Annotated in this window: 24 protein-coding genes; 12 read left to right on the forward strand and 12 right to left on the reverse strand. The window is 62.3% G+C overall.

The window, feature by feature from the left end:
- Positions 1–365, forward strand: a 365-nt coding sequence (locus QQJ98_RS18905; RefSeq protein WP_284326848.1) for a uroporphyrinogen decarboxylase family protein, incomplete at its 5' end; no start/stop codon positions are given.
- The gene (locus QQJ98_RS18910; RefSeq protein ID WP_284326849.1) at positions 362–1,333 is read left to right on the forward strand and encodes an NAD(P)H-binding protein; all 972 of its coding nucleotides are present in this window, start codon (positions 362–364) and stop codon (positions 1,331–1,333) included. The genes QQJ98_RS18905 and QQJ98_RS18910, both read left to right, overlap by 4 nt.
- Before the next feature lie 6 nt (positions 1,334–1,339).
- Here the strand turns inward: QQJ98_RS18910 and QQJ98_RS18915 are convergent, their stop codons facing one another.
- Together QQJ98_RS18915 and QQJ98_RS18920 are read right to left on the reverse strand one after the other, a co-directional pair.
- Positions 1,340–2,164 carry a cobalamin B12-binding domain-containing protein gene (locus QQJ98_RS18915; protein ID WP_284326850.1) on the reverse strand — a complete coding sequence of 275 codons (825 nt, stop codon included), beginning with the start codon at positions 2,162–2,164 and terminating at the stop codon, positions 1,340–1,342.
- Positions 2,165–2,255: 91 nt separating this feature from the next.
- Positions 2,256–2,597, reverse strand: a complete 342-nt coding sequence (locus QQJ98_RS18920) for a hypothetical protein (protein WP_284326851.1) — start codon at positions 2,595–2,597, stop codon at positions 2,256–2,258.
- Between the two features lie 15 nt (positions 2,598–2,612).
- On the opposite strand from QQJ98_RS18920, the gene QQJ98_RS18925 reads away from it, so the two are divergent.
- Together QQJ98_RS18925 and QQJ98_RS18930 are read left to right on the forward strand one after the other, a co-directional pair.
- On the forward strand, positions 2,613–3,452 hold the full coding sequence (locus QQJ98_RS18925; protein ID WP_284326852.1) for a PRC-barrel domain-containing protein: 840 nt from the start codon (positions 2,613–2,615) through the stop codon (positions 3,450–3,452).
- Between the two features lie 208 nt (positions 3,453–3,660).
- Positions 3,661–4,008 carry a hypothetical protein gene (locus tag QQJ98_RS18930; RefSeq protein ID WP_284326853.1) on the forward strand — a complete coding sequence of 116 codons (348 nt, stop codon included), beginning with the start codon at positions 3,661–3,663 and terminating at the stop codon, positions 4,006–4,008.
- Here QQJ98_RS18930 and repC read toward each other — a convergent pair.
- The 3 genes from repC to repA all read right to left on the reverse strand — a co-directional run bounded on the left by repC (position 3,968) and on the right by repA (position 7,455).
- The gene (gene repC, locus QQJ98_RS18935) at positions 3,968–5,173 is read right to left on the reverse strand and encodes a plasmid replication protein RepC (protein WP_284326854.1); all 1,206 of its coding nucleotides are present in this window, start codon (positions 5,171–5,173) and stop codon (positions 3,968–3,970) included. The genes QQJ98_RS18930 and repC overlap by 41 nt on opposite strands.
- 167 nt (positions 5,174–5,340) lie before the next feature.
- Complete coding sequence (gene repB / locus QQJ98_RS18940; protein WP_284326855.1) at positions 5,341–6,279, reverse strand: plasmid partitioning protein RepB; 939 nt, start codon at positions 6,277–6,279, stop codon at positions 5,341–5,343.
- Complete coding sequence (gene repA, locus QQJ98_RS18945) at positions 6,280–7,455, reverse strand: plasmid partitioning protein RepA (RefSeq protein WP_284326856.1); 1,176 nt, start codon at positions 7,453–7,455, stop codon at positions 6,280–6,282.
- 283 nt (positions 7,456–7,738) lie between these two features.
- Here repA and QQJ98_RS18950 point away from each other — a divergent pair, with 283 nt between their 5' ends.
- The 6 genes from QQJ98_RS18950 to QQJ98_RS18975 all read left to right on the forward strand — a co-directional run bounded on the left by QQJ98_RS18950 (position 7,739) and on the right by QQJ98_RS18975 (position 14,916).
- On the forward strand, positions 7,739–8,719 hold the full coding sequence (locus tag QQJ98_RS18950) for a ParB/RepB/Spo0J family partition protein (protein ID WP_284326857.1): 981 nt from the start codon (positions 7,739–7,741) through the stop codon (positions 8,717–8,719).
- 175 nt (positions 8,720–8,894) lie between these two features.
- The gene (locus QQJ98_RS18955; RefSeq protein ID WP_284326858.1) at positions 8,895–10,373 is read left to right on the forward strand and encodes an alpha/beta hydrolase; all 1,479 of its coding nucleotides are present in this window, start codon (positions 8,895–8,897) and stop codon (positions 10,371–10,373) included.
- Between the two features lie 73 nt (positions 10,374–10,446).
- Entirely contained in the window at positions 10,447–11,703 is a 1,257-nt protein-coding gene (locus QQJ98_RS18960; RefSeq protein ID WP_284326859.1) for an MFS transporter, read from the forward strand.
- Positions 11,703–12,692, forward strand: a complete 990-nt coding sequence (locus QQJ98_RS18965) for a ligase-associated DNA damage response exonuclease (RefSeq protein WP_284326860.1) — start codon at positions 11,703–11,705, stop codon at positions 12,690–12,692. Before QQJ98_RS18960 ends, QQJ98_RS18965 begins: the two co-directional genes overlap by 1 nt.
- Positions 12,689–14,257: a cisplatin damage response ATP-dependent DNA ligase gene (locus tag QQJ98_RS18970; protein ID WP_284326861.1), complete on the forward strand. Its 1,569-nt coding sequence runs from the start codon at positions 12,689–12,691 to the stop codon at positions 14,255–14,257. Before QQJ98_RS18965 ends, QQJ98_RS18970 begins: the two co-directional genes overlap by 4 nt.
- A 233-nt stretch (positions 14,258–14,490) precedes the next feature.
- Positions 14,491–14,916 carry a response regulator gene (locus QQJ98_RS18975; RefSeq protein ID WP_284326862.1) on the forward strand — a complete coding sequence of 142 codons (426 nt, stop codon included), beginning with the start codon at positions 14,491–14,493 and terminating at the stop codon, positions 14,914–14,916.
- A gap of 108 nt (positions 14,917–15,024) precedes the next feature.
- Here the strand turns inward: QQJ98_RS18975 and QQJ98_RS18980 are convergent, their stop codons facing one another.
- From QQJ98_RS18980 to QQJ98_RS19010, 7 genes are all read right to left on the reverse strand, one after another.
- Positions 15,025–16,212, reverse strand: a complete 1,188-nt coding sequence (locus QQJ98_RS18980; RefSeq protein WP_284326863.1) for a sensor histidine kinase — start codon at positions 16,210–16,212, stop codon at positions 15,025–15,027.
- A 538-nt stretch (positions 16,213–16,750) separates the two neighbouring features.
- On the reverse strand, positions 16,751–17,269 hold the full coding sequence (idi, locus tag QQJ98_RS18985) for an isopentenyl-diphosphate Delta-isomerase (RefSeq protein ID WP_284326864.1): 519 nt from the start codon (positions 17,267–17,269) through the stop codon (positions 16,751–16,753).
- Positions 17,266–18,447: a geranylgeranyl diphosphate reductase gene (locus QQJ98_RS18990; RefSeq protein WP_284326865.1), complete on the reverse strand. Its 1,182-nt coding sequence runs from the start codon at positions 18,445–18,447 to the stop codon at positions 17,266–17,268. Before QQJ98_RS18990 ends, idi begins: the two co-directional genes overlap by 4 nt.
- A gap of 1 nt (position 18,448) precedes the next feature.
- Positions 18,449–19,744, reverse strand: coding sequence for a BCD family MFS transporter (locus QQJ98_RS18995; RefSeq protein WP_284326866.1), 1,296 nt, complete (start codon positions 19,742–19,744; stop codon positions 18,449–18,451).
- Positions 19,741–20,649 carry a chlorophyll synthase ChlG gene (chlG, locus tag QQJ98_RS19000; RefSeq protein ID WP_284326867.1) on the reverse strand — a complete coding sequence of 303 codons (909 nt, stop codon included), beginning with the start codon at positions 20,647–20,649 and terminating at the stop codon, positions 19,741–19,743. Before chlG ends, QQJ98_RS18995 begins: the two co-directional genes overlap by 4 nt.
- Positions 20,650–20,855: 206 nt before the next feature.
- On the reverse strand, positions 20,856–22,271 hold the full coding sequence (gene ppsR / locus QQJ98_RS19005) for a transcriptional regulator PpsR (protein WP_431307839.1): 1,416 nt from the start codon (positions 22,269–22,271) through the stop codon (positions 20,856–20,858).
- Positions 22,272–22,322: 51 nt separating this feature from the next.
- Complete coding sequence (locus tag QQJ98_RS19010; RefSeq protein ID WP_284326868.1) at positions 22,323–23,114, reverse strand: hypothetical protein; 792 nt, start codon at positions 23,112–23,114, stop codon at positions 22,323–22,325.
- Between the two features lie 320 nt (positions 23,115–23,434).
- Here QQJ98_RS19010 and bchF point away from each other — a divergent pair, with 320 nt between their 5' ends.
- Together bchF and QQJ98_RS19020 are read left to right on the forward strand one after the other, a co-directional pair.
- On the forward strand, positions 23,435–23,923 hold the full coding sequence (gene bchF / locus QQJ98_RS19015; RefSeq protein WP_284326869.1) for a 2-vinyl bacteriochlorophyllide hydratase: 489 nt from the start codon (positions 23,435–23,437) through the stop codon (positions 23,921–23,923).
- Positions 23,920–25,212, forward strand: coding sequence for a ferredoxin:protochlorophyllide reductase (ATP-dependent) subunit N (locus QQJ98_RS19020; RefSeq protein ID WP_284326870.1), 1,293 nt, complete (start codon positions 23,920–23,922; stop codon positions 25,210–25,212). The genes bchF and QQJ98_RS19020 overlap by 4 nt, the downstream gene beginning before the upstream one ends.
- Positions 25,213–25,234: the final 22 nt, after the last annotated feature.

Below are 25,234 nucleotides of genomic sequence, written 5' to 3' on the forward strand. Positions count from 1 at the left end.
CCGCCGCGCGGATCATCTCGGCCCTGAAGGCGAAGCACCCCGGCCTGCCGGTGATCGCCTTTCCGCGCGAGGCGGGCCCAGGATACATCGGGTTTGCGCAGGCGACCGGGGCGGATTGCGTGGCGATTGACAACTCGGTCAGCCCGGAATGGGCGGCAGAGCATGTGCAACCGGGCGGCTGCGTGCAGGGCAATCTGTCGCCGACGCATATGGTGACAGGCGGGCAGGAATTGGTGGACGCCACCCGCCGCGTGGTCGATGCTTTCAAGGGTGGCCCGCATATCTTCAACCTCGGCCACGGCATCACGCCGGATGCCAGCCCGGACAACGTGGCGCTGATGGTTGAGACGGTCAGGGCGGGATGAGCGCGCCGCCCCCTGCCCTGCGGGTGTTGGTGCTGGGGGCGACCGGCACGATTGGCCGCGCGACAGTGGCGGCGCTGCTGTCGCGCGGGCATCAGGTGGTGTGTTTTGTGCGGCCCGGTGCCGCCCCCCTGCCCCAAGCGGCGCTGGTGCGGTTTGGGGATGTGACAGACCCTGCCCAACTGACCCGCGACGGCTTTCGTGGCGAAGCGTTTGATGCCGTGCTGTCTTGTCTCGCCTCGCGCAGCGGTGCCCCGGCAGAGGCTTGGGCGATTGATCACAAAGCTCATGTCGATGCGCTGGCTGCAGCGCAGGCGGCAGGGGTGCGCCAGTTTGTGCTGCTGTCGGCGATCTGCGTGCAAAAGCCGAAACTGGCATTTCAGCATGCCAAACTGGCGTTTGAGCGGGCCTTGATCGACTCGGGCCTGATCTATTCCATCGTGCGGCCAACGGCCTATTTCAAATCCTTGTCCGGGCAATTGAACCGACTGAAAGCAGGCAAGTCGTTTTTGCTGTTTGCTGATGGGGCTTTGACCGCGTGCAAGCCGATCAGCGATGCCGACCTTGCCCGCTATCTGGCCGATTGCCTCAGCGATCCTCAGTTGCACAACCGCATCCTGCCGATTGGCGGCCCCGGCCCCGCGATCACGCCGCGCGCGCAGGGCGAGGCATTGTTTCGGCTGCTGGATCTGCCGCCGAAATTCCGGCATGTGCCAGTGGGCCTTCTGGATACGATCATCGCCGGGTTGAGCGCGGCGGGGCGGATTGCGCCGCCGCTGCGCGCCAAGGCCGAACTGGCGCGGATCGGGCGCTATTATGCCACCGAATCCATGTTGGTGCTGAACCCCGCCACCGGGTGCTATGACGCCGATGCCACGCCCAGCACAGGATCAGACACGCTGTTTGACCATTACGCCCGCCTTTTGCGCGGCGAAGCGCTGGATGATCGCGGCGCGCATGCGGTCTTCTAGACGCGGCTAGATCATCAGCCTGTTGGTGGGCAGGTTCAGCAACCGATCCATATGCGCCAAAGCACTGTCGAAATCCGCCGCCGCCGCATCCGCGCCCGTCACCCCCACCAAAGTCAGATTGCTGGCGGCGATCTGGCCACAAACCAATATCCGCGCGCCGGGATTATGGATGCGCAAGGCCACGATCAGCCGCGTCAGCGCGGGCAGCGACCGCTTGCCGCTGGCGGATAACCCGATCAACACGGGCTGGCGATGCTCCAGCTTTTCCACCAAAGCATCATGGCTTAACCCGACCATCAGCTCGATATCCCAGCCGCGCTCTCGGGCAAGGTCGCTGGCGATGGTGATGCCAAGCGTATGATTCTCACCCGGAACCGAGGCAAAGGTGGCCGCGCGCAGCAAGTTTGGCGCGGCAGTCGGGCGTTCACGCCGCAGGATGCGCAGAATGGCATAGATCCGGCCCGCAGCGATCGTCACCCGGTAAAAACTGACCTCATCCGTCTCCCACCACTCGCCCAACCGCCGCGCGGCCACGCTGAGATACAGCAGACACAGCGTTTCATAGCTGGACCCTTTCAGCTGCGCGCTTTCGATGAAACTGGCGGCTTCATGAGGGTCATCCGACAGTAAGGCATTGCACAGCATGTCTATTTCATCGGGGCATGGCTGCAGATCGGGCAACACGTCAAGGCGCAGATTGTTGGCAACGCGGCTGACAACCTCAGCCGCGAGCGTGGTCAGCGTGGCTTGCGGCAATGACTTTTGCACGACCTCAACTTCAGAGAACGCCGCTTCAAGCATGTGCCTGTCAAATGTAGCAGAGCGTGACATGTTGACCCCCTCCAAAGCCATCAGTGCCAATGGCCCGCCGAGAGATCAACCGATCTCCGTATGCCTTTGAAGGTCTGACTATATGGCCTTTCTAAATTGGAGCAAGTCTGCTTTGCCGGAAAATAATCACCGCAAAAATTGCTGCACTGCGCCTGTTAAAATGCTGCGGTGCAGCTTTGGGAAGATCGTTCCCAAGCTGTTTTGATACGCCGCCCATGATAGCCCGCTGCAATATGATTTGCGCGCGGATGGTCAGGAAAATAAGGCCGGTATGGCAGATTGCATGGCCCAATCCAGTGCTGCTTTGCACTGAAAAACCGGCGGCAACGCCCAAAGGCCGTGTTGGTTCCAATTGAATTTGTTGATTAATTTTGGAACCACCCTGCGGCGATGACGTTTTCCAGACAGCGCTGAATGCGTGAAACCAATGCATCCACAGGAGACTACGATGAAAAAGTTTTTGCTTTCTACCGCCATGGTTGCGGGCCTTTCCGGTGCCGCTTTTGCTCAAGATTCCGCCAGCGCTTTCCGTGCTGCAGCCGATCCGCTGAATGTGCGGGCGTCTGATTTCATCGGCATGCGGATCTATGCATCCGAAGCCGCGATTGATGCCACCGAATATAACGGCACTCAGGATGGTTGGGATGATATCGGCGAAGTCAACGACGTGATCCTGTCGCGTGATGGCAAGGTCGATGCGGTTCTGGTCGATATCGGTGGTTTCCTTGGCATGGGCGAGCGTCAGGTCGCCGTTGGCATGGAGGCGATCAAATTCGTCAGCGACAGCGCCACTGCCGATGCGCCGGATGACTTCTTCCTTGTGATGTCGGCCAAGCGCGCCGATTTTGAAGCGGCCCCGGCCTACACCATGGGCGACGCCACGACGGCACCGGCCGCAACTGCAGAAGCACCTGCTGCCGATGCGATGGCCGCCGACACCACCATGGCGGACACCACGACGGCGGACACCACCCGCGCGCCGCTGGTGCGTGAAGGCTATGTCGCAGCCGATGCCACCGTGCTGACCTCGGAAAAGCTGACCGGTGCCAAGGTCTATGACGCCACCGATGCGTCGATTGGTGAAGTGTCAAATCTGGTGCTGTCGGCCGATGGCAAGATCGAACAGGTCATCGTTGATGTTGGCGGTTTCCTTGGCATGGGTGAAAAGCCCGTCGCTCTGCCGCTGGCCGAAGTGGACATTCTGAAAGCCGCCGATGGCGACGAACTGCGCGTCTATTTGGGTCAAACCAAAGAGCAGCTGGAAGCTTTGCCGAAGTATGAAGGCTGATCTGCCAGTCTGACCGAAAAACTGGTCTGATCAAAAATGTGGTCTGATCAAACAAATAAGGCCCGCCCTTCCCGGCGGGCCTTTTCACACCATTTTCCTACCGCGCAATCGGTTTGCGGCATCCCCAAACGCCGCTGTTTAATGCGCAGGGCAACCGGGCTTGAGGTGACGAACGCAGCCCCGCTTCAAAGCCAAAAGATGCAGGCGAATGGGCAGTCTTTCGGGCCATATTCCACATACTTTCAATACCTTACCCCAAAACATCAACGGCAGCCCGCATTTGGCGATACGCTGGATTCCCCAGAACTCGGATATTTTACGACGTATCGGGCTGGTGATGAAGGCTGTGGAGCGCCCCGCGACCTTGGCCTCGACGCTGCTGCCATTAAAGCGCAGCGCCATTGACGCAGGGCTTGGCGTCGCAACCATCGCCCTTGGCGGATTGCGTCATGCCAGCCTCGACCCGACAAAGTTGACAGCTGACAACTCCGCCCCACAGTTGACAGCTGTCAACCTCACGCCGCCCTCGCCGTTTCGCTGTTCAGCAGCGCCATGATCATCGGCCCCGCCGAGAATCCGCCCGCCGCAGCCTTGCCCGAAAGTGCCCGCAGATAGCCGCCCGGATTGGAAATGCTGCCAATCCGCTGCATCATTGCCACCACCGCAATCGCCGCCGTCTCTGGCCCCATGAACCGCTGCGCTTCCGCCCAAGCCGAGGCGCTAATCCCCATCATCCCGCGCAATTCCGACGCCAGCACCACCAGATCGCGCCATTGCGTCAGGTTTGATCGGGCATAGGGCTGAATATCGGGGCAAGCTTTCAGCACCAACACCAGCGGAACACTTGGCATCTGCACCCCCACCCCCTGATCAGGTTCAGACGCGACCGCGCCGCCGCCCCTGCCTGTTTCTAGGCAAGGTTCAAATTCATAAGAGTCTTGCTTTGAATTCGTATAGTGACGCTCAGAATGGGCGGCAGTGCCGTGCATTTTTTCTGATTTAACATCAATCATAACGCGCAAAGCCTGCAGGATATCCCCAGCCTCGCCCAGAAGCCGCGCGACAACATCGGCGTCCATCTTGCGCCGCAACGCCGCCCGCAGCGGCAGCAAGCGCGCCTCCAGCCCCGCCCAGTCGCCCGGCAGGCAAGCCTCGATGCCATAGGCCAGCAGCTTGGCCGCATCGCGCATCCGCAACACCAGCGCTTCACGCGCGCGGTGCAGATGATCTGCGGCCTGCGTCACCTCTGCCGCCGCCGCCACGATATCGCCCGCGCGCAGCAGCAGCGGGCGCAGATCCAGCCCGAACGCCTGCACCAACGCACCTGCGCGATCCCGCGCCGCATAGCGCTTGCCGTTGGGGCTATCCTGCCGCCACAGCAGCCCCGCCTTGACCAACACCGCCAGATGCCGCCGCAACGTGCTTTCCGCCATGCCATGCGCGCGGTCTGACAGCGCGGCGTTCGACGGAAACACCACCAGATCGGCCGTGTCCTCCAGCGCCTTGGCGGGCAGGAAGGATAGCAGCGCATACAGCACCGACAGATCGCGGTCGCTTAGGCCAAACCGCACCCGTGCTGTGCGCAAGTCGTTGAAAAGCGACCATTTATCAATGCGGGGCAAACCAGATTGGGGCAGGGCGGACTCGTCCAGGGCACGCGCTGCCAACAGGCCAGCCGTCACCGCTTGCCGCCCAAAGGGCGTCACTGAGATGTGTTTCATTGGGGTATCACGCGGCAAAACTGCTCCGGCCGCTGAAAACAGCGGTTGACAGCCGAACACAAGAGCGCCTATTTCTTGAAGTGCAAAGACAAGAATGGGCCTCTCGGAATGTCATGTTCCGGGGGGCTTTTTGTTATGCCGGACCGTGCCTCCTTTCTGGTTCAGGGTTACGCATTGGGCTTGCCACTCTGCCAATCGCGCAGCAGGGCGGGAAGATTGTCGAGAAGCCAGTCCTCAAACCCGGCGGTTTGCGTCAGACGCAGCTTCAATGTCAGGGTTGTGGCGCCCAAAGACGCCTCGGCCAAGGGCGCACCGCCGATCGCCAGCACCACACGCGGGGCAGGGCGGGGCAGGGGGGTCGCCCCCATGGCAGGCTGGCGTGTGGTGGCTTGCGTGGTCAGATGATCCCACACCGCCTGAAACCGCGCGTCCGAGCTTTCGCCCACCGCCGCCGCGACACCGTCGCCGCCCGCCTCGACCAGATCAGCCAGCGCCAGCCAACGGTCGCGGCCCACCGACGGCGCGGCCCCAATCGCCTCGATCAGCGCCGCCGGCAAACGCCCCGCCACCGACAGCATCCGCGACGCCAGAGTCTTATCCACCGACAGCGCATCGCAGATCACCTTGCGGTCATAGCCCGCATCCTGCAATTGCCGCGCAAAATTCACCTTCTCGATGAACGACAGATCGCGCCGCGCGGTGTTTTCCTGCCCCTGCGCCAGCACCAGCGCCCGGTCATCCAGATCACGCACCAGCGCCTTGACGGGCTGCCCCAGCGCGCGCATCGCCAGCACCCGGCGACGGCCATAGACGATCTGAAAGCGCCCCTCGACCTCAGGATGCGGGCGCACCAGCACAGGCACCTGCTGGCCATACTCACCGATAGACCGCGCCAAAGCGCTGTCATCCACCGCATCGCTTTCCAGCCGGTCCTGCAAACCGCCCGCCTCGATCAGATCGGGGTCAAGCTCGATCACCGAGCGGGCTTTCAGATCGGCAATCGAGCGTGAAACCGCCCCAATCGCGCCCTTTTGCGCCCGGGGCGGTGCCGCAGCCGAGGGCGCAGGGGTCGCCAGCAATCCGATCAACACATCCTTGCGTGCCATCTACCGCCCCCATGCCGCTTGAATAAGACCCTCAATCTCGCCATTCACCGCGTTCAGACTTTCCATCGCGCGCTCATAGGTCGCCCGGGTGAAATCGGCCTTTTCCACCTCGTACAAGGTCTGCTTGGTCAGGCCCGCATCCGAAATAGCCGTCGATTTCAACACGGTATGGTTCAGCACATGGTCGCCGAACAGGCTGCGCATGAAACTGACCATCTGGTTTTGCGGCCCATCGCCGGGTTCATACCGCGTCACCAGATAGCGCAGCCAGTCGTAACTCATGTTGCCGCCCGCATCCGCCACCACGCCCAGCAGGTTCGAGGTCATCAGCAGAAACTGGCACATGCTCATCACATCCAGCATCTGCGGATGCACCGTCACCAGAACCGAAGTGGCCGCAGACAGTGCCGACATGGTCAGAAACCCCAGTTGCGGCGGACAGTCGATCACAACCAGATCGTACTCGGCTTCCACCTGCGCCAAGGCATCGGAAATTCTGGTAAAGAACAGGTTAGCGCTGCGTTCGGCCAGCACACGCGGCGTGTCATGTTCAAACTCCATCAACTCCAGATTGCCGGGAATCAGATGCAGATTGGTGAAATACGTCGGGCGGATGATGTCACGCAGCGGCACCGGATCATCATAGCGAATCGCGTCATACAAAGTGCCGCCATCGGCCAGATCAAACTCGGGCTGATAGCCGTGCAGCGCCGAAAGGCTGGCCTGCGGGTCAAGGTCAATCGCCAGCACCCGGTAGCCATCCAGCGCCGCCTTTTGCGCCAGATGCGCCGCCGTCGTGGTCTTGCCAGAGCCACCTTTGAAGTTGATCACCGTGACCACCTGCAGATGATCCCCGGCCCGCCGCCCCGGAATGTAGGTGCCCGGCGCTTTCGCACCCACTTCAAGCATCTGCCGTAACGCCATGATATCTTGCGAAGAATACATCCGCCGCCCGCCAGCCCCCGTCTGCGGTTGCGGCCCGCGCCCTTCCAGCGACAGCTTGCGCAGATAGGCGTCTTTCACGCCCAGCAGCCCCGCCACCTCGCCCGAGCTGAACGAGCGCAGTTGCTTTTGCGCATTGGGTGGGAAAAGCTGCGTGCGATGCGCCATCAGACGCTCTGACAGCTTGGCAGCATGTTCGCCGACCAAACGGTCGATCCGGTTTTTTTCTTGCATGTCCTGCCCAGACTTAGTGTCTAACACCGTTTGTTACGGCATTTATCGGTTATTTCCGTTTATACCGTAATTGAATGGCGCAGGAATCCGAGTCGCGCAAGACATTTCTGTATCTTGTGGCGCCCTATCCCAAAACCACAATCACCAGAGATTTGTCCCAGCTGGGACAGAATCGCTGTCGCTCAGCGCCCGCAAAGGCCCCCAGCGCACGGCGGCGGAAAGCTTCTGAAACCGATTTGCGGCCAAGTTATCCACATCCCACGCTTGTTTTACAGGAAACCCGATGTCGATCACACGCCCCTTCACAGCCCTGCCGATCCCCCCCGTCACAGCCGAACAGCCCCCCGCACACACACCGGACGCACCACGACCGCAGGGCCAGGAAATTCTGTTCATCCCGCTGGATGCGATCACCACAACCAAGCTGAAACGCGATCGCGCCTGCCACATCGACCCCGAAATCGACGATCTCAAGGCCTCGATTCTCGCCACTGGCCTGTCAAACCCGATTCGCATCGACACCTCGCGCCCCGGTCAGTTTGAACTGGTGCAGGGCTGGCGCAGATTGTCGGCCTTTCGCGCGCTTTACGCTGAAACCGGGCTGGCCTGCTTTGCCGAAATCGCGGCCATTCCGGTCGCAGACTTCACCCCCGTTGATCAGCTCTATCGCCGTATGGTCGATGAAAATCTGGTGCGCAAAAACCTGTCCTGGGCCGAGATGGGGCGGATTGCCACCATCTACTGCTATGATCGCGCCACCGCCTGCACCACGCTGGACGAAGCGATTGACGAGCTGTTCGCCTCGACCAGTCGGCAAAGGCGCAATTACGTCCGGCATTTTGCCGAATTGATGGTCCGGCTGGAAAAGGTGCTGGAATTTCCCGAGGCGATCCCGCGCGCGTTGGGCGTCAGCCTCAATCAGGCGCTCAAGCACGATTCCAGCCGCAGCGCCGCCCTGCACAAAGCCCTGCGCGCCTGTCCCGACCGCGACGCCGCAGCCGAGCTTGAAATCCTGCGCCTGTTCGCCGCCGAGATTGAAACCCCGCAGATCGCAGCGCAACTGTCCCCGCGGGGACAAGCCCGCAGCCCCCACACCGCCGCCAAACCGCGCGGCGAGATGCTCCGGCTGACCCTGCTGGGCGGGGCCGTCACCTGCACCATCGCGCCGGGCGAAATTGCCTTGCAGCTGGATCGCGATTTCACCCAAACCCCGCGCAACCGGCTGGAAACCGCCATCGCCGCGTTCTGCGCCGCCTTGGGATAGCAAACCGCCAGCCAAATAGGGCAGGGGGGGTGCGGGGGGGGGAATATCCCCCTCCCGCGGTTTGCCAAAAATCCCGCAGAAACCATTTGCACCGCGCGGCAGGCTGGCCGATCTTGGGCAGCACAGCCCCCCGCGCTGCCCGCCCCGGCCCGCGCCCCAACCGCAAAGCCCCGATGTGATCCGATTTCGCCCCTTTGTCGGCATCATGGCGCTCCTGCTTTGCTTTGCTGCGCTGTTTCAACTGGAACGCGCGCGCGCAGGGTTGCAGATTTCCGACCTGCGCATCGGCACCACCCCCGTCACCCTCTATCAACGCGCGCCCTCTGGCCCTGTGATCGTGGTGGCGCATGGCTTTGCCGGCTCGCGTCAGATCATGCAATCCTATTCCCTCGCCCTGGCCCAAGCAGGCTACCGGGTGCTGGCGTTCGATTTTGAAGGCCATGGCCGCAACCCCAAACCAATGTCGGGCGATGTCACCGCAATCGACGGCACCACAGCACTTTTGGTGGCCGAGACGCGCCGCATAATCGCCTATGCCCGCAGCCTGCCCGGTGACAATCGCGTGGGCCTGCTGGGTCATTCGATGGCCACCGACATCATCATCCGCGCCAGCATTGCCGAGGTCGAAAGCAACCAGCCCGTGCAGGCCGTGGTCGCGATTTCGATGTTCTCACAGGCCGTCACCGCCGATTCGCCCCAGCAATTGCTGGTGATTTCGGGGCAATGGGAAAGCTTTCTGCGCAAGGCCGGGCTGGACGCCGCCCGTCAGGTGAACCCCGCCGCTGCCGAGGGTGCGGTGGTAGGGTCCGGCCCCACCCGCCGCGCCACCATGGTCGCCCCCGGTGTCGAGCATGTCGGCGTGCTGTTCAGCACATCTGCCGTGCAGGCCGCGCAAGACTGGTTCGACACCAGCTTTAAGCACACCAGCGCAACCAAGCCCACCCCGCGCGGCTGGTGGATCCTCGCGCTGCTGGACGGCATCGTTCTGGGCCTTTACCCCCTCGCCGCGAACCTACCCGCTGGCCCCACAGCACCCGCCATCCCGACCCGGCGGTTTCTGCTGGCCATCCTGATCCCTTTGGCGCTGACCCCGCTGCTGATCACACCTGTATATCGCAACTTTTTGCCGGTGCTGGTGGCCGACTATCTGATGCTGCATCTGGCCGTTTTTGGCGCGCTGCAACTGGCGCTGCTGCGGATCTGGCCGCGCAGGCCCAGCACAGCCGCAGCGCTGTCGGCACTGGTCCTCGCTTTGTGGGGCATCGCGGTATTCGGCTTGGCACTTGACCGTTACGCCGCAAACTTCCTGCCCACACCGCAGCGCCTGCCGATCATCGCCGCGCTGTGCTTGGGCACCATCCCCTGCATGCTGGCCGACAGCCACCTGACCCAAGCCGGACGCGCCCCAATATGGCGGCGCGTGGCCGCACGGCTGGCGCTGTTCGCCTCGCTGATCATGGCGGCCTTGCTGCGGCCCGATGATCTGACCTTCGTTTTGATCGTGTTGCCAGTGTTCGCGCTGTTCTTTCTGGTGCATGGGCTGATGGGGCGCTGGGTCGGGCAACGCGCGGGCGCTTGGGCGGCGGGCGTTGGCTTGGGCCTTTGCCTCGCATGGGCGCTTGGCGTCAGCTTTCCGCTGTTTGCCCCAGCTTAAACCAACGCCCTGACTGGCCTCGCGGCAAAACCGGCCCATATCAAGGCCAACCCGTTGCAAAGGCCGCCATCCCATGCCGACCACCCGAGCCCCCAGTGGCAGCAGCCATTACCCCCGCGTCAGCCTGTATGCGCTGCTGCTGGCGGCCACCGGCATCCCGCTGTATATCCACCTGCCGCAGTTTGCCGCGATCAATCTGGGCCTCAGTCTGGGCACCATCGGCACCATCCTGCTGCTGATCCGGGTGATTGACCTTGCCCAAGATCCGCTGATCGGCTGGGCGATTGACCGCTGGCCCCGCCTGCAAACCGCCTTCGCGATGGCCGCCGTGGCGGGGCTGGCCGTGGGCTTTCCGCTGCTGTTTTCGCTCTCCCCCGGCCCGCATGTCACCGCACAACTGGTGGCCGCCCTGATCCTGCTGTTTTCCACCTACAGCCTTGGCACCATCCTGCTGTACGGTCGCAGCGCCACGCTGGCCGAGCGACCCGAACCGCAAGCCCTGCTGACCCTCGCCGCCTGGCGCGAGGGCGGCATGCTCGCCGGTGTGATCCTTGCGGCATTGGCCCCGGCGGTGCTGGTGGTGTTGGGGGCAGGGGGGCAGGGCTATCCTGCGTTCGGCCTACTGCTGGGCGGGCTTGCGGTGCTGACAGCCGCGATCAGCTTTCCCATCTGGCAACGCCCGGTGATCCTGGGCGAGTCGTTTTCCCTCGCAGGTCTGGCCAACGCAGGCGCGCTGCGGATTCTGGTGCTGGCCTTGGTCAACAGCCTGCCCGTCGCCATCACCTCAACGCTGTTTTTGTTCTTTGTCGAAGATCGCTTGCAACTGCCGGGCAGGGCAGGGGGGTTGCTGGCGCTGTTCTTCCTCAGCGCAGGGCTGAGCGTGCCGGTCTGGACCAAGATCAGCCAGCGCATCGGGGCCAAGACCACATTGATGATCTCGATGCCATTGGCGATAGCGGGCTTTGCGGGCGCGGCCTTCCTTGCCCCCGGCGATTACTTGGGCTTTGCGATCATCTGCATCGCCGCAGGGGCAGCGCTGGGGTCAGACACCATCCTTTTGCCCGCGATGTTTTCGGTGGCGCTGACGCGGGCAGGGCTGAAAGCCTCGCTCGCCTTTGGCATCTGGGCGTTTGCGGGCAAACTCGGGCTGGCGCTGGCAGCTTTTATCGTGATGCCGCTGTTGCAATGGAACGGTTTCGTGCCCGGCGCCGTTAACAGCCCACAAGCCCTAAGCACCCTGAACATCGCCTATGCCGTGATCCCCTGCGTGCTGAAACTGGCAGCACTCGCCTTGGTGATCGCCCTGCCGTCCGAGGATCCCGAAACCTGATGCGCGCCGAAGACATCCTTTATCCCACCGAAATGGGTCTGTACTGCGCCCCGGGTGATTTCTACATCGACCCTTTGCGCCCGGTGCCGCGCGCTTTGGTCACCCACGGCCACGCCGATCACGCCCGCCCCGGCAATGCCGCCGTGATGGCCACCCGGCAAACGCTGGAGATCATGGCGATCCGCTATGGCGAGGATTTCACCGCGTCCCGCCAGATCGCCGAAGGCACCACCCGCCTCGGCGGTGTCACCGTCAGCTTTCACCCCGCAGGGCATGTGCTGGGCTCGGCACAAATCCTGATCACGCCGGATAATGGCCCGCGCATCCTTGTGTCGGGCGATTATTGCCGCGCGCCGAACCCGGTCTGCCTGCCGTTTGAACCGGTGGCCTGCGATATCTTCATCACCGAAGCCACCTTTGGCCTGCCGGTGTTCCGCCACCCCGACCCGATTGCCGAGGCCGCGCGCCTGCTGGCCAGCATGGCCGAATTTCCCGACCGCCCGCATCTGGTCGGTGCCTATGCGCTTGGCAAAGCCCAACGGGTGATCGCCCTTGCCCGCGCGGCAGGCCATCACGCCCCTATCGCCATCCACGGCGCGCTGAAACGGCTGTGTGATTACCATGTCGAACAGGGCATCGACCTTGGCCCGCTGGTATCCGCCACCGATCCCGGCGACGCGCAACTGATCCTTGCCCCGCCTTCCGCCTTCGCCAGCCCTTGGGTGCAGCGCTTCCGCGATCCCGTCATCGCCTATGCCTCGGGTTGGATGACCGTGCGCGCCCGCGCCCGCCAGCGCGGGGTAGAGCTGCCCTTGGTGATCAGCGACCACGTCGATTGGCCGCAACTGACCGCCACCATCACCGAGCTTGCCCCGCAAGAGGTCTGGATCACCCACGGCACCGAAGACGGCTTGCTGCGCTGGTGCGAAATCCAAGGCATCGCCGCCCGCCCGCTGCGGCTGGTGGGGTATGAGGACGAGCCAGAATGAAAGCCTTCGCGCGCCTTCTCGAACGGCTGGCCTTCACCGCAGGCCGCAATGCCAAGCTGACCATCCTTGCGCATTACTTCGCAGCCACCCCCGACCCCGATCGCGGCTGGGCCTTGGCGGCGCTGACCGGCGGCTTGGATTTGCGGCAAGTCTCGCCATCTCTGCTGCGCCGTCTGGCAGGCGAGCGGATGGATGCGCAGCTTTTTGCGTTGTCTTATGATTTCGTTGGCGATCTGGCGGAAACCATATCGCTGATCTGGCCCGAAGCCACCACCTCTGGCCCCGAAGTCACCCTTTCGGATGCCGTCGCCTTGTTGCGTGACACTGGCAAACTGGCGCTGCCCGCAGCCATCGCCCAAGTGCTGGATCGGATGACCCCGCCCGAACGGCTGGCTTTCCTGAAACTGGCGACCGGGAACATGCGGGTCGGTCTATCTGCCCGGTTGGCACGGGTTGCCCTGGCACAAGGCTCGGCGGCGCAAGACTCGGCGCGCAGCGTTGAAGAGATCGAGGAAATCTGGCACGGTCTGACGCCGCCCTACACAGCCCTGTTCGATTGGCTGGCGGGCGGCGCGCGCCCCGAAGCCGCGGCGGCTGCCCCGTTCCGCCCGGTGATGCTGTCGACCCCGATTACCCCCAGCGAATTGGCCGCGCTCGACCCTGCTGACTACATCGCCGAATGGAAATGGGACGGCATCCGCGTGCAGGCGGTGTCCGAAGGCGGCATGCGCCGGCTGTATTCCCGCACCGGCGAGGACATTGGCGCAGCCTTCCCCGATCTGCTGGATGCGCTGAATTTTGAAGGCGCTGTTGATGGCGAGTTGCTGATCCGGCGTGACGGCGATGTTGCCCCCTTTGCCGATCTGCAAAAGCGGCTCGGGCGCAAGCTGGTCAGCAAGGCCATGCTGCAAAGCCATCCCGCCAGCCTGCGGCTTTATGATATTCTGACTTGGCAGGGCGAGGATCTGCGCGCCCTGCCGCTGCAAGACCGCCGCGCCCGGCTACAGGCTGCGGATTTTGACAGCGACCGCATCGACCTTTCCCCGTTGTTGCCCTTCACCACATGGCAGGATCTGACCACCCTGCGCGCCGCGCCCCCGGCGCAGGTGATCGAAGGCGTGATGATCAAACGCCGCACCGCGCCCTATGTGGCAGGCCGCCCGCGCGGGCCGTGGTTCAAGTGGAAACGCGACCCGATGGTGATTGATGCGGTGCTGCTTTACGCGCAAAGCGGCCATGGCAAACGATCAGGCTTCTACAGCGATTTCACCTTTGGCGTCTGGGACGGCCCCGATCTGGTGCCCGTTGGCAAAGCCTATTTCGGCTTTACGGATGAAGAGCTGAAAGAGCTTGACCGCTTCGTGCGCAAGAACACCACTCAGCGCTACGGCCCGGTGCGGCAACTGGCACCCTTGCTGGTGGTCGAGGTGGCGTTTGAAGGCTTGAACCTGTCCACCCGCCACAAAGCGGGCCTTGCCATGCGCTTCCCGCGCATCTCGCGCATCCGCTGGGACAAGCCCGCAGCCGAGGCAGACCATCTGGACACCCTGCGCACGATGTTGTGAAAGCCCCGGCCGACCCGCCTTATCCGCCAAATCCTTGCCATTTCAGACCAAGCTGCCGCCGAAATGCCGCCAATTCCGCCCCAGCCGCCGCAAACCCGCCAGAGTCGACAGAAGATTCCGTGCAACATGTAGCAGGCAAGCCGCAGTGACAGGGAACCATGCATTTGATGGCCCGTTAGACTAGGCCTCGTGTGATTTTCGAGGCAGAATATGTGAAACGAATAGGTGTTATCATGGCTGGACGCATTTTGATTGTCGAGGACGAGATCATCGTCGCGATGGATCTGGAAGCGACCCTCGAAGATTTTGGGTTTGAAACGGTCGGGATAGCGGCTGACACCTCAAGCGCGTTGCAGCTTGGGGCAGCCAATCCTGATGTGGCGCTGGTGGATGTGAACCTGCGCGATGGCCCGACTGGGCCGGAAATCGGCGCGCGTCTGGCGCGGGATTTTGGGGTGAACGTGGTGTTCATCACCGCCAACCCGCGCATGCTGGGTGATGGCGTGCCGGGGGCGATTGGCGTGCTGCCCAAACCGACCGATCCGCATACGATCCGGCAGACGGTGGAATATGTGCTCAGCTTGAAGCGCATGGAAGGCCAAGTGATGCCGCCGCCCTCGGCGCTGACGGTGTTCCAATCGCAACAGCGCAGCGCCTAAGGCCGCAACCGGCGGCGACACGCGCCCTTGGTCAGAAAAAATCCGCCTGCGTTCAGGCGGATTTTTCATTGCCTAACCCTGCAAGGCCTAACCCTGCAAGATACAGCCCTAAGCGCCAGAGGCTTCCGCCCGACAGGCCGCGCGCAACAGGCTGCTGCGGGGGCAGGTGACGGTCACGACCAGCCCTTCGCCCTGCCAAGCCCAGGCGATCTTGCCGTTCAGATGTGATTGAGAACTGGCCAACATCAGCTTGGTGCCGAACCCCGTCGCCTCTGGTGCCCCCACGACCTGTGGCCCGCCACGCTCGGTCCAGATCAGCTGACATTCATCGCCCTCGCAAGACGAGGTGATATCGACGCTGCCCGTCTCGGTGGACAGCGCGCCGTATTTCTTGGCGTTTGTGGCCAATTCATGCAGGAGCAGCGCGAACGGCGTGGCGGCGGCATCATCGACCGCAACATCCTCGCCGCTGATGCTGATGCGGCCATCATCCATCGCAATGTAAGGTTTCAGAATTTCGCGGGCAAGGCTGTGCAGCGTCACGCCGCCATGATGCGGCCGCGACTGATCGCTGTGCGGCCGTGCCAGATCATGCGCCCGCCCCAAAGCCCCAATCCGTGCCTGCAAATCGCGCGCAAACGCCGCCGATTCAGGCGCGCGGCGTCCAGACAAGCCAACAAGGCTTTGCACGATGGCGAAAATATTCTTGATGCGGTGGCTCAGTTCCTGACTGAGAAGCTCCACATATTCCGCGGCTTTCTTGGTGTCATGGATGTCGGTGCAGGTGCCAAACCAGCGCACGATCTGGCCATGCTCATCGCGCACCGCCCGCGCACGGCCCAAAACCCAGCGATATTCGCCGGAATGGTGCCGCAAGCGATACTCGATCTCATAAGGCGTGCCGGTTGCCAGCGATTCTGACCAACGCTGCCAAGCCCGCGCCTGATCATCGGGGTGAAACATGCCGTTCCAGCCTTCGCCATCGGTGCTGCCAGCAGGCACGCCGGTGAAATCATACCACCCGGCATTGTAATAATCGTGAAACCCATTAGGCCGCGTCGACCAGACCATTTGCGGCATCACATCTGCGATTGCGGCAAAATCAGGCATCGCAGCATGCGTGCTGTGCGCCGGGCTGGCAGCGGCGCGATTACCAGATTTTTCACCAGATGTGTCTATACCCACGTCTTTGTCGATACCCACATCTGACGCAACCGCGCCATTTTTCAGAGTTTCAGACACGTCGGCCCCAGTGCCCGTTGGCGTGGGCGATCCGACGTCGTAAGATGAAGTCATGCTGTGGTTCCGAACGTGGTAGATGGACAAGTATAATGCACAGCTTTGGTTTTGGCTCCCAAAGGCGCAGGTTTAATATTTCTGACGGTGCGGGCGCTGACCAGTAACGCTTGCAAAATCCTGTCCGGGCGCTGGCGTCAATACACTTTGTATCACACTGTTGTAACGTCACCAAAGCGTGTCTGATGAACTGCGGAATGGCTTGCGATCCGGCATAAGCACGAGCGATTGGGATGATGGCTGCCTAGCAATCGCTGCCACCTTGGCATTGGCAAAGCGCGGTCATGGCAGCTTCCACCGCGGCTAAGGCTTGAAACGGGTTCAAATGAGCGATGCGCGGCAAGAAGTCCCGCGATTATATGACATAACAATCATTATCTGATAATCTCGCGGAAGCTCAAAGCCTCACAAGCCCGCCCCAGCTCCAGCCCATTAATTTGCTTGGGGCTGCCATGCAGTCAGTGTCTTGCACGAAACCGATTGCCACATGCGCGGCTTGTGGTGGTCGGGGTGCAAGATCAGTCTGATGGTGCTGGGACTAACCGGCGCTTAGTGCTGCCACCCCGGCATCAAGGTAGATCTTCAGCCAAGGCGTGAACTGTGCCGGATTGGCGTTGACTTGCGCGGCCAATTGCCCGCGCGGCAGCCATTTGGTTTGCATCACTTCTGCCGGATCAGGCGCCAGCGGCAGGCCCTGCGTGGCGTGGGCTATGAAAATATCGACCACCTCATGCTCGGTCAGACCATTGCCGACATCGGCGCGGTATTCGATATGGCCTGCGGGTTGCAGCGCAAGCCCGGTGATGCCCAGTTCTTCACGCAGGCGGCGGGTGGCACAGTCCTGCGGGTCTTCGCCCCAGCGCGGATGCGTGCAGCAGGTGTTGGTCCACAGCCCCGGCGTGTGATATTTGCCCAAAGCCCGGCGTTGCAGCAGCGTCTTGTCGCCGTCCATCACGAACACCGACACCGCCAGATGCCGCAGCCCGCGCTGATGCACCTCCAGCTTGTCAACCGGGGTCAGCGTGCCGTTTACCCAAGCGGGGATCATCTGGTTCATACATATTCCGGGGGAACAAAGCCCATCAGGTGCCGCACATTCTTGAAGCCGATCTTGATATGCGCCAAGGGCCGCGCGGATACCAGCTTCTTGTTCATATAGGCCTCAAACGTCAGCTTTTGCACGTCGACATCGTGGCACAGGCTGACAAACCTCTCTCGGCGTTCATCCGATTTATAATAGGCGTCCTGCATCGACCGCAGCACTTTGAACACCGTGCCATGTTCCTTCATGAACAACTTGCGCGCCAGTTTCAGCTTGGATGCCCGCCCGGTGGCCAGCGTGGCCTGCGCCGCCGTGGCGGCCACCCGGCCCCCGACCATGGCATAGTAAATCCCCTCACCCGACGACGGCGCCACCACCCCCGCCGCATCGCCCGCCAGCACCACATCGCGGCCATTGTCCCAACGGTCCATCGGCCGCAGCGGGATCGGCGCGCCCTCACGCCGGATCGTCTCGCATCCCGTCAAACCAGCCGAGGCCCGCAGATCAGCGGTCGCCTGCTTCAGATCAATGCCATCAATCCCCGTGCCCATGCCGACCGAGCAATGCTCACCATGCGGGAACACCCAGCCATAAAAATCGGGGCTGATCTTGCCGTCATAAATCACATCGCAGCGCCCCGGATCATAGGAGTTACTGGCTGCCGGAGCCTTGATAATCTCATGATAGGCAATGACATAGGGGATCTTGTCGCCCCCCGGCACTTCGGTTTTGGCGACAACAGACCGTGCACCATCTGCGCCAATCACCAACCGCGTGGCCAGCCGCATCTCGGCCCCCGTCGCCTTGTCACGGTAGATCACATGCGTGCCATCCGCGTCCCGCTCCAGCCGCAGATAGGTGCCTATCAACCGCACAGCGCCATTCTCCACCGCCCGCACCCGCAGAAACTCGTCGAAATGCTCACGGTCCACCATGCCGACAAAGCCATTCTCGATCGGAATATCCACCGCGCGCTGCGTGGGTGAGATCATCCGTGCCGTCTGGATATGCGCCACCAACTGCCCCGCGGGGATCGAGAAATCCTCGATCAACCGCGGCGGAATGGCCCCGCCGCACGGCTTGATCCGCCCCGCCCTGTCAAGGAAAGCCACATCGCAGCCCGCCCGCGCCAGATCATTTGCCGCCGTCGCCCCGCAAGGCCCGCCGCCGATCACGACCACATCATAGCTCATGTCATTCTCCTGCAACCATATGGCCGAAACCGGGCTGACGCTGGGTGTCAATGATCATCGCGGCCATCCAACACGCCGCCGCAAACAGCCCAGCCTCCAGCACGAACACCGCGCCAAAAGCACTGGCCGTATCGGTGAACTGCCGTGCCAGATCGACAGCGCCCGCCCCGATCAGCCCGCCAAACCCCGCCGCAATCGCCTGCGATGCACCCCAAAGCCCCATCCGCGTGCCTTCCCGCGCCCCGCGCCCCTCGCCCGCCAGCGCCATCATCGAGCCAATCGCCGCCACCGCGAACATGCCGTTGAACAGCCCCAGCGCCACCGTCGCCGGCAACACCAGCCCCGCCCCCGCCGCCATCTGCCCAGCCAAAGCCAGCACCACCAGCGTCGCCGCCGATCCCGCGCAACCCAGCATCACCCAAGCCCGCAGCGAGCCGATCCGCAGCCCCGTCGCCGCAATCCCCACCGTCAGCATCCCGATGAAAACCCCACCATTCTGCGCGCCCGAAAGCTGCGTCGACTGGCCCGGAGTGAACCCAAACGCCAACCCGGCATAAGGCTCAAGGATCAATTCCTGCATGAAATAGGCGGTCATCGACAGAAAGATAAACAGCGTGAAATGCCGCGCGCGCGGCTCGGCCCAGATCTCGGCAATGCCGTCCCGAAACGGTTGCTTGATATCGGGCACCGCCACAAAACCATGCCGCGCCTCAATCCCCCAGATGGCCACACCCGTCAGCGCCACCGCGATCACGCCCACAGCTCCGACCAATTCCAACAGCCGCGCGGGCGTGTAGGGGTCCAGCAGCTTGCCCACCACCGTCGCCGTCACCGCAATCCCGAAAATCATCATCAGCCAAGTGATCGTCCCCGCCGCCGCCCTGCGCCGTGGATGCGTCGCCTGCGCCAGCAGCGCCAGAAGCGAGGTGCCAGAGGCCCCCACCCCCACGCCAATCAGCGCATACGCAACCACCGAAATCGCCAGCCCCGGCCAATAGGCCCCCACCATCACCACAAAGCCAAAAGCCGCCAGAAACCCACCCAAGGCCAGCGCCAGCATGCCCAGCACGATAAACCGCGTGCGATTGCCGCCGCTATCCGACCGGAACCCCCAGTTTGGCCGCGTGATCTGCACCCCATAATGCAGCGCCACCAACAGCCCCGGCAGCAGCGCGGGCAGCGCCGCCTCGACCACCATCAACCGATTAAGCGTCGAGGTCGTCAGCACCACAATCGCGCCCAGACACAATTGCACCAACCCCAGCCGCACAATGGAAAACCACGACAGATGCGTCATTGTGCAACCTCCAACGTGCGGATGGCAAAAGCGGTGATCATCATGCCGCTGACATACATCGCAATCCCGGTGGCGTTGTACCAAGGCGCTTTGCCCTTGGGGTCAGCCAGCAGGGTTTTCATCGCCCAAATCTGCGCGCACAGCAGCGCCAGCACCGCCAGCGCGTGCCACGGCCTGCCCCAGACGAACAGCAGCGCCACCACCAACGCCTGCGCCACACCCATCACCGTGCAAGCCACCCGCGCGGCCACCTCTGGCCCCAACGTCACCGGCAAAGACCGCACTCCATGCAGGCGGTCCCCCTCCAGTGCCTTGAAATCATTCAATGTCATGATGCCATGCGCGCCAAACGCATACAGCAGCGCCATCGTCACCACCGGGAAAGACGGCATCGCCTGCGCCAGCACAGCCGCCCCCGTGAACCACGGCAGCCCCTCATAACACAGGCCCACCAGCCCCGGCCCCCACCAGCCCGACCGCTTCAGCCGCACCGGTTCCGCCGAATAGGCCCAGGCCGCCAGCACGCCAACCACCGTCGCGGCAAACCCCCACGGCCCCAGCAGCCAGCCCAAAGCCAGCGACAGCACCGACATTGCCAGCGCAATCCACAGCCCCCAACGCCCCGGTATCCGCCCCGACGGGATCGGGCGATGCGGCTCGTTCACCGCATCGACATGGCGGTCGCACCAATCATTCGCCGCCTGTGACATGCCGCAGACCACCGGCCCCGCCAGCACCACGCCCAAAATCACCAAGGGCCACGACGACCACGGCGACACGCCAGCCGAGATGATGCCGCACAGATACGCCCACATCGGCGGAAACCATGTAATCGGTTTGATCAGCTCCAAAACGGCTTTGGGCTGCGGGCGGGTGGCCATGTGTAAGTTTGTTGATACGCTCATGTGTCAACTAAACATGACAACCCCGAGTCGATCAAGCGCAAATTCTGCGCGACCCCCAGCACCCCGGCGCAGTCACCCGCACATGCCGAAAACCGACAAATTCCACAAGATATGGTAGAAAAACGCCTAGAAAATCCCGCAAGATACAAGTCTGTCCCCGCTGGGACAGATATTTTGCCGATTTTCCCGGTGAAGGCGCTCTGCCGCTATTCGTCGTCTTTGCTCAGCAATCCAAACTTGCGCAGCTTGACATACAAAGACTGCCGCGACAGCCCCAGCATCTCGGCGGCCGCCACGCGGTTGTTGCGGGTCAGGTCCACCGCGGTCTGAATACACATCTTCTCAACCACATCGGTGGTCTCAGTGACGATGTCTTTCAGCGTCGAAGACCCCACCAACTCCATCACAGAGCGCATACCATCTTCGCCTGCGGTAAAGCCGGGCTTGCGCAGCATCTCGGCACGGCTGGCATCGCGGATGATCAAACCAAAGCCGGGATTGGGCCGGTCGCTCAGGAAAGTGGCGGAAATCTCAACCGCAACTTCGCCCTTGAACTCGTTCAGGATCCGCGTCGCATACATCCGCAACTGCCGCGCCCGCCGGGCATTGTCCAACAGCACGCGCAGATCAACGCCGCCCCGCGCCAGAAAATCACCCATCGAGCGCCCGCGCACGCTGGTCACATGCGTGCTGTCGGTCATCTTCAGAAACGCATCATTGGCCGAGGTAATCACGCCGTCCTGATCCAGAAACACCATGCCATCCACGCCCTCGTGGAAAAGCCGTTCCAGATTTTCATTGGTTTCGGTGTTGGGGGTGTTGGCCTGATCGGGTGCCTCAATCCGGCACAGCATCAGCCGCTCACCCGCCGCACGGAACAGCTTGGGGATCACCCGCACCCGCCGCTGCGACCGCCGCGCCACCAATTCCACCGGGTTGACCGCATCGGCCGAGGCGATGTTGGACAAGGTTTCCAGAAACTCGCCGCGCCGCCGCCCCTCAAACTCTTGCGCAATCGCAGCCCCGACCAGATCTTGCCGCGATCCCCCCAGCATCAAAGCCGCCGCCGCGTTCAGATCAGAAATCCGGCCCGAGTTCATAGCAACCAGCACCACCGCATCGCGCGTGGCTTCCATCAGCACCCGGTAGCGCGTGTCCATTTCGCGCTGGGTTTCATAATCACGCTCCAGCGCAAACTGCGCCATCACCAGTTGCTGCTGCATCTCTGCCACCGGGCGCATATCGCGGCCCATCATCAGGATGGTCCGGTCCTTGCCGATGTTGTGCATCGAATAGCGCACCGGAAATTCCCACAGCGCCTGATCAATATGATTGACCTCAACCGCCAAGGCCCGCGAGCCCTGCTTGCCAATCACCGCCAGCCGCTTGACCAGCTTTTCATAACTTTCATCGGTGATGATATCGGCCACCGGCTTGCCAACCCAACTGTCCAGCCGCCCAAACGCCGGATGCCCGGGATTGACCATCACAGCCGCAACCCGCGCATCCCCGGAAATCAGCAAAGAAATGTCCGCAGCCGTCGACACGATCTCAGAGAGCAACTCTGGATCAATCAGCGGCATCGTCATGCCCGTCAAAAAGTGTTTCGTGTCAGTGTTCACAGCAGTTTCGCCATTTTTGCCGCCCACCCGTCTCACCGGGACCACGGTATGTTAAGCGCGCTTCAGCACGCAAAAGGCGTCGAACTTAAGGCCCATAACCTCCAGCGCAGCGCCAATGTCATTGGATGAAAAATCAGCCCCTGTGCATGAAGCCGGATCCTCCACTTTTGACATCACGGCCCCCCCGACGACGATCGGGGTTGGACTGCTCATGATGGTCTTTAAAAATTGTATCGTCTTTGCGGCGGATTCGAGTTTTTCCTTGGTGGCAACCGAGATCATCACCCCATCGAAATGCCGCGCTGCCATCAAACTGCGCAATTCGTTGAAACTTGGCGCAATTCTCAGGCAAACCGAAACCCCGTAGCGGCGCAACTGCCCGGTGGCCACCATCGGCCCCAAGGTGTGCTGCTCGCGCTCTGGCACGATCAACATCACCGTGCCGTGCCCCGTGTCGCCCGCCTGATCCGCCACCCATGCCGTGCCAATCTCGCGCAAAAGGCTTTGGAGCCGCCCCACGCCGATGGTCACGTCGATCCAGGACAACTCGTCGTCCAGCCACGACTGCCCCATCCGGCGCGCGGCAATCGGGATATACACATCCGACAGCGCCGCCAGACTGATCCGCGCCCGCTTCACCTCGGTCAGCAGGCCCGAAAACGCAGCTTTGGTGCCCGACAAAGAGGCCGTGATCAGCCCCGCGATCAGCTGCTCGTGCGGCTCGACCACCGATTTCACGCTGCGATCGGCCAGCAGCGACACCACCTGAGAGGCAAAGAAACTGACGCCAGAATTGTCCGCAGACAAGCTGCGCGCCTGATGAAGAGGCTGAAACTCTGGCATTGCCCCGGCTCCTCAAACGGGCGCCCGCAAAATCGCAGCCTGAATATGCCAGCACGATCGGGGTCATCCTTGCCCTCAACTCTCCAATAGGACCAACATTTTGTCAAAGAAAATTGACACCTTACAGGGTAGTCACGCGGGCGCATTATTTCAAGTATCTGTTTCTACATAATAATCACATGCTTTTTTTGCAGCAAAGATGGTGATTTTCGGTGAAATCCTGCAGGGTATGTCAACCTCAATAGTGTAAGTTTCAGTTGACACATTCGGAATCGGGGGGCTAGGGTTGGCATCAGGATAAGTCGTTTGAAAGCCAATCCATGCCCGCGAGTCGCCCCAAATTATCGCAGCGCCAACCGCTTTATACGGCGGCCGAGCGTGCGCGGCGCGACGCGACCAAGTGGACTTTGGTGCAAGGGATTCTGGCCCCCATTCAGTTTCTGGCCTTCGCAATCTCCTTGGTTCTGGTGCTGCGCTACATGCTGACGGGTGAGGGCTACATGGCCGCCACCGTGTCCATTCTGGTGAAAACCGGCCTCTTGTTCCTGATCATGGTAACGGGGGCAATCTGGGAGAAGGTGGTGTTTGGCCAATACCTTCTCGCCCCGGCTTTCTTCTGGGAAGACGTGTTCAGCTTTGCGGTGATCGGCCTACATTCTGCTTATATTATAGCACTTTGGACGGGCGCGCTGTCGCCGATGGGGCTGATGGCCTTGGCGCTGGCGGCTTACCTCACCTATGCGATCAACGCCGGGCAATTCATTCGCAAGTTGCGCCTCGCACGCTTAGATCAGGCGGTGCGGGCATGACCGGCACGCTTCCAAGCCTCGGTTGCAGCAACACCCCCGTGCTGAAAGAGCGCGGCCAGCGCGAGGTGTTTTGTGGGCTGACCGGCATCATCTGGCTGCACCGCAAGATGCAGGATGCGTTCTTTCTGGTGGTGGGTTCGCGCACCTGCGCGCACCTGCTGCAATCGGCGGCGGGTGTGATGATCTTTGCCGAGCCGCGCTTTGGCACAGCGATTCTCGAAGAGAAAGATCTCGCAGGCCTCGTCGATGCACAGACCGAGCTGGACCGTGAAGTTGCGCGGCTGTTGTCACGCCGCCCTGACATTCGGCAGCTGTTTCTGGTGGGCTCTTGCCCGTCCGAAGTGATCAAACTGGACCTGCACCGCGCCGCTGAACGGATGAGTGCCGCGCACGCGCCGCATGTGCGGGTGCTGAATTATTCGGGCTCGGGAATCGAAACCACCTTCACCCAAGGCGAGGATGCCTGCCTTGCCTCGATGGTGCCAGCGCTGGCGCAATCCGACGCGCGCGAGCTGCTGATCGTCGGTGCTTTGCCTGATGTGGTGGAAGATCAGGCGCTGGCCTTGCTGGCCGCAATGGGCATCAGCAACGTGCGCTGCCTGCCTGCACGGCGCAGCGCCGATGCGCCGCAGGTCGGTGAGAATACCGTTTTCGCGCTGGTGCAGCCCTTCCTCGGCGACACCCATGCGGCCCTGCTGCGCCGGGGTGCCCGCCATATCGCCGCCCCCTTCCCGTTTGGCGCTGAAGGCACGACGCTGTGGCTGCAAGCCATCGCCACCGAATTTGGCGTGCCGCAAGACTTGTTTGATGCCGTGACCGCCGCCCCGCGCGCCCGCGCTGAAAAGGCCATCTCGGCGGCGCGGCAGGCCCTTGACGGCAAGTCGATCTTCTTCTTCCCCGACAGCCAGCTTGAAATCCCCCTCGCCCGCTTTCTGACCCGCGAATGTGGCATGACCGCGCTAGAGGTCGGCACCCCCTTCCTGCACCGCGATCTGCTGGCCCCGGAACTCGCCTTGCTGGCCGAAGGCCCGGTGATCTCCGAAGGCCAGGACGTTGACAAGCAACTCGCCCGCGCCCGCGCCGCCCGCGCAGATCTGACCGTCTGCGGCCTTGGTCTGGCCAACCCGCTGGAGGCCGAGGGCATGGCCACCAAATGGGCCATCGAACTGGTGTTCACCCCGGTGCATTTCTACGAACAGGCCGGTGATCTTGCTGCCCTGTTCGCCAAGCCTTTGCGCCGCCGTGCCCTGCTCGCCCCCTTGGCCCCCCGGATGGAGGCCGCCGAATGACCCCAACTTTCACATTGGCTCA

Source organism: Cypionkella aquatica, from assembly GCF_030161095.1.
GTDB classification, from domain to species: Bacteria; Pseudomonadota; Alphaproteobacteria; order Rhodobacterales; family Rhodobacteraceae; genus Cypionkella; species Cypionkella aquatica.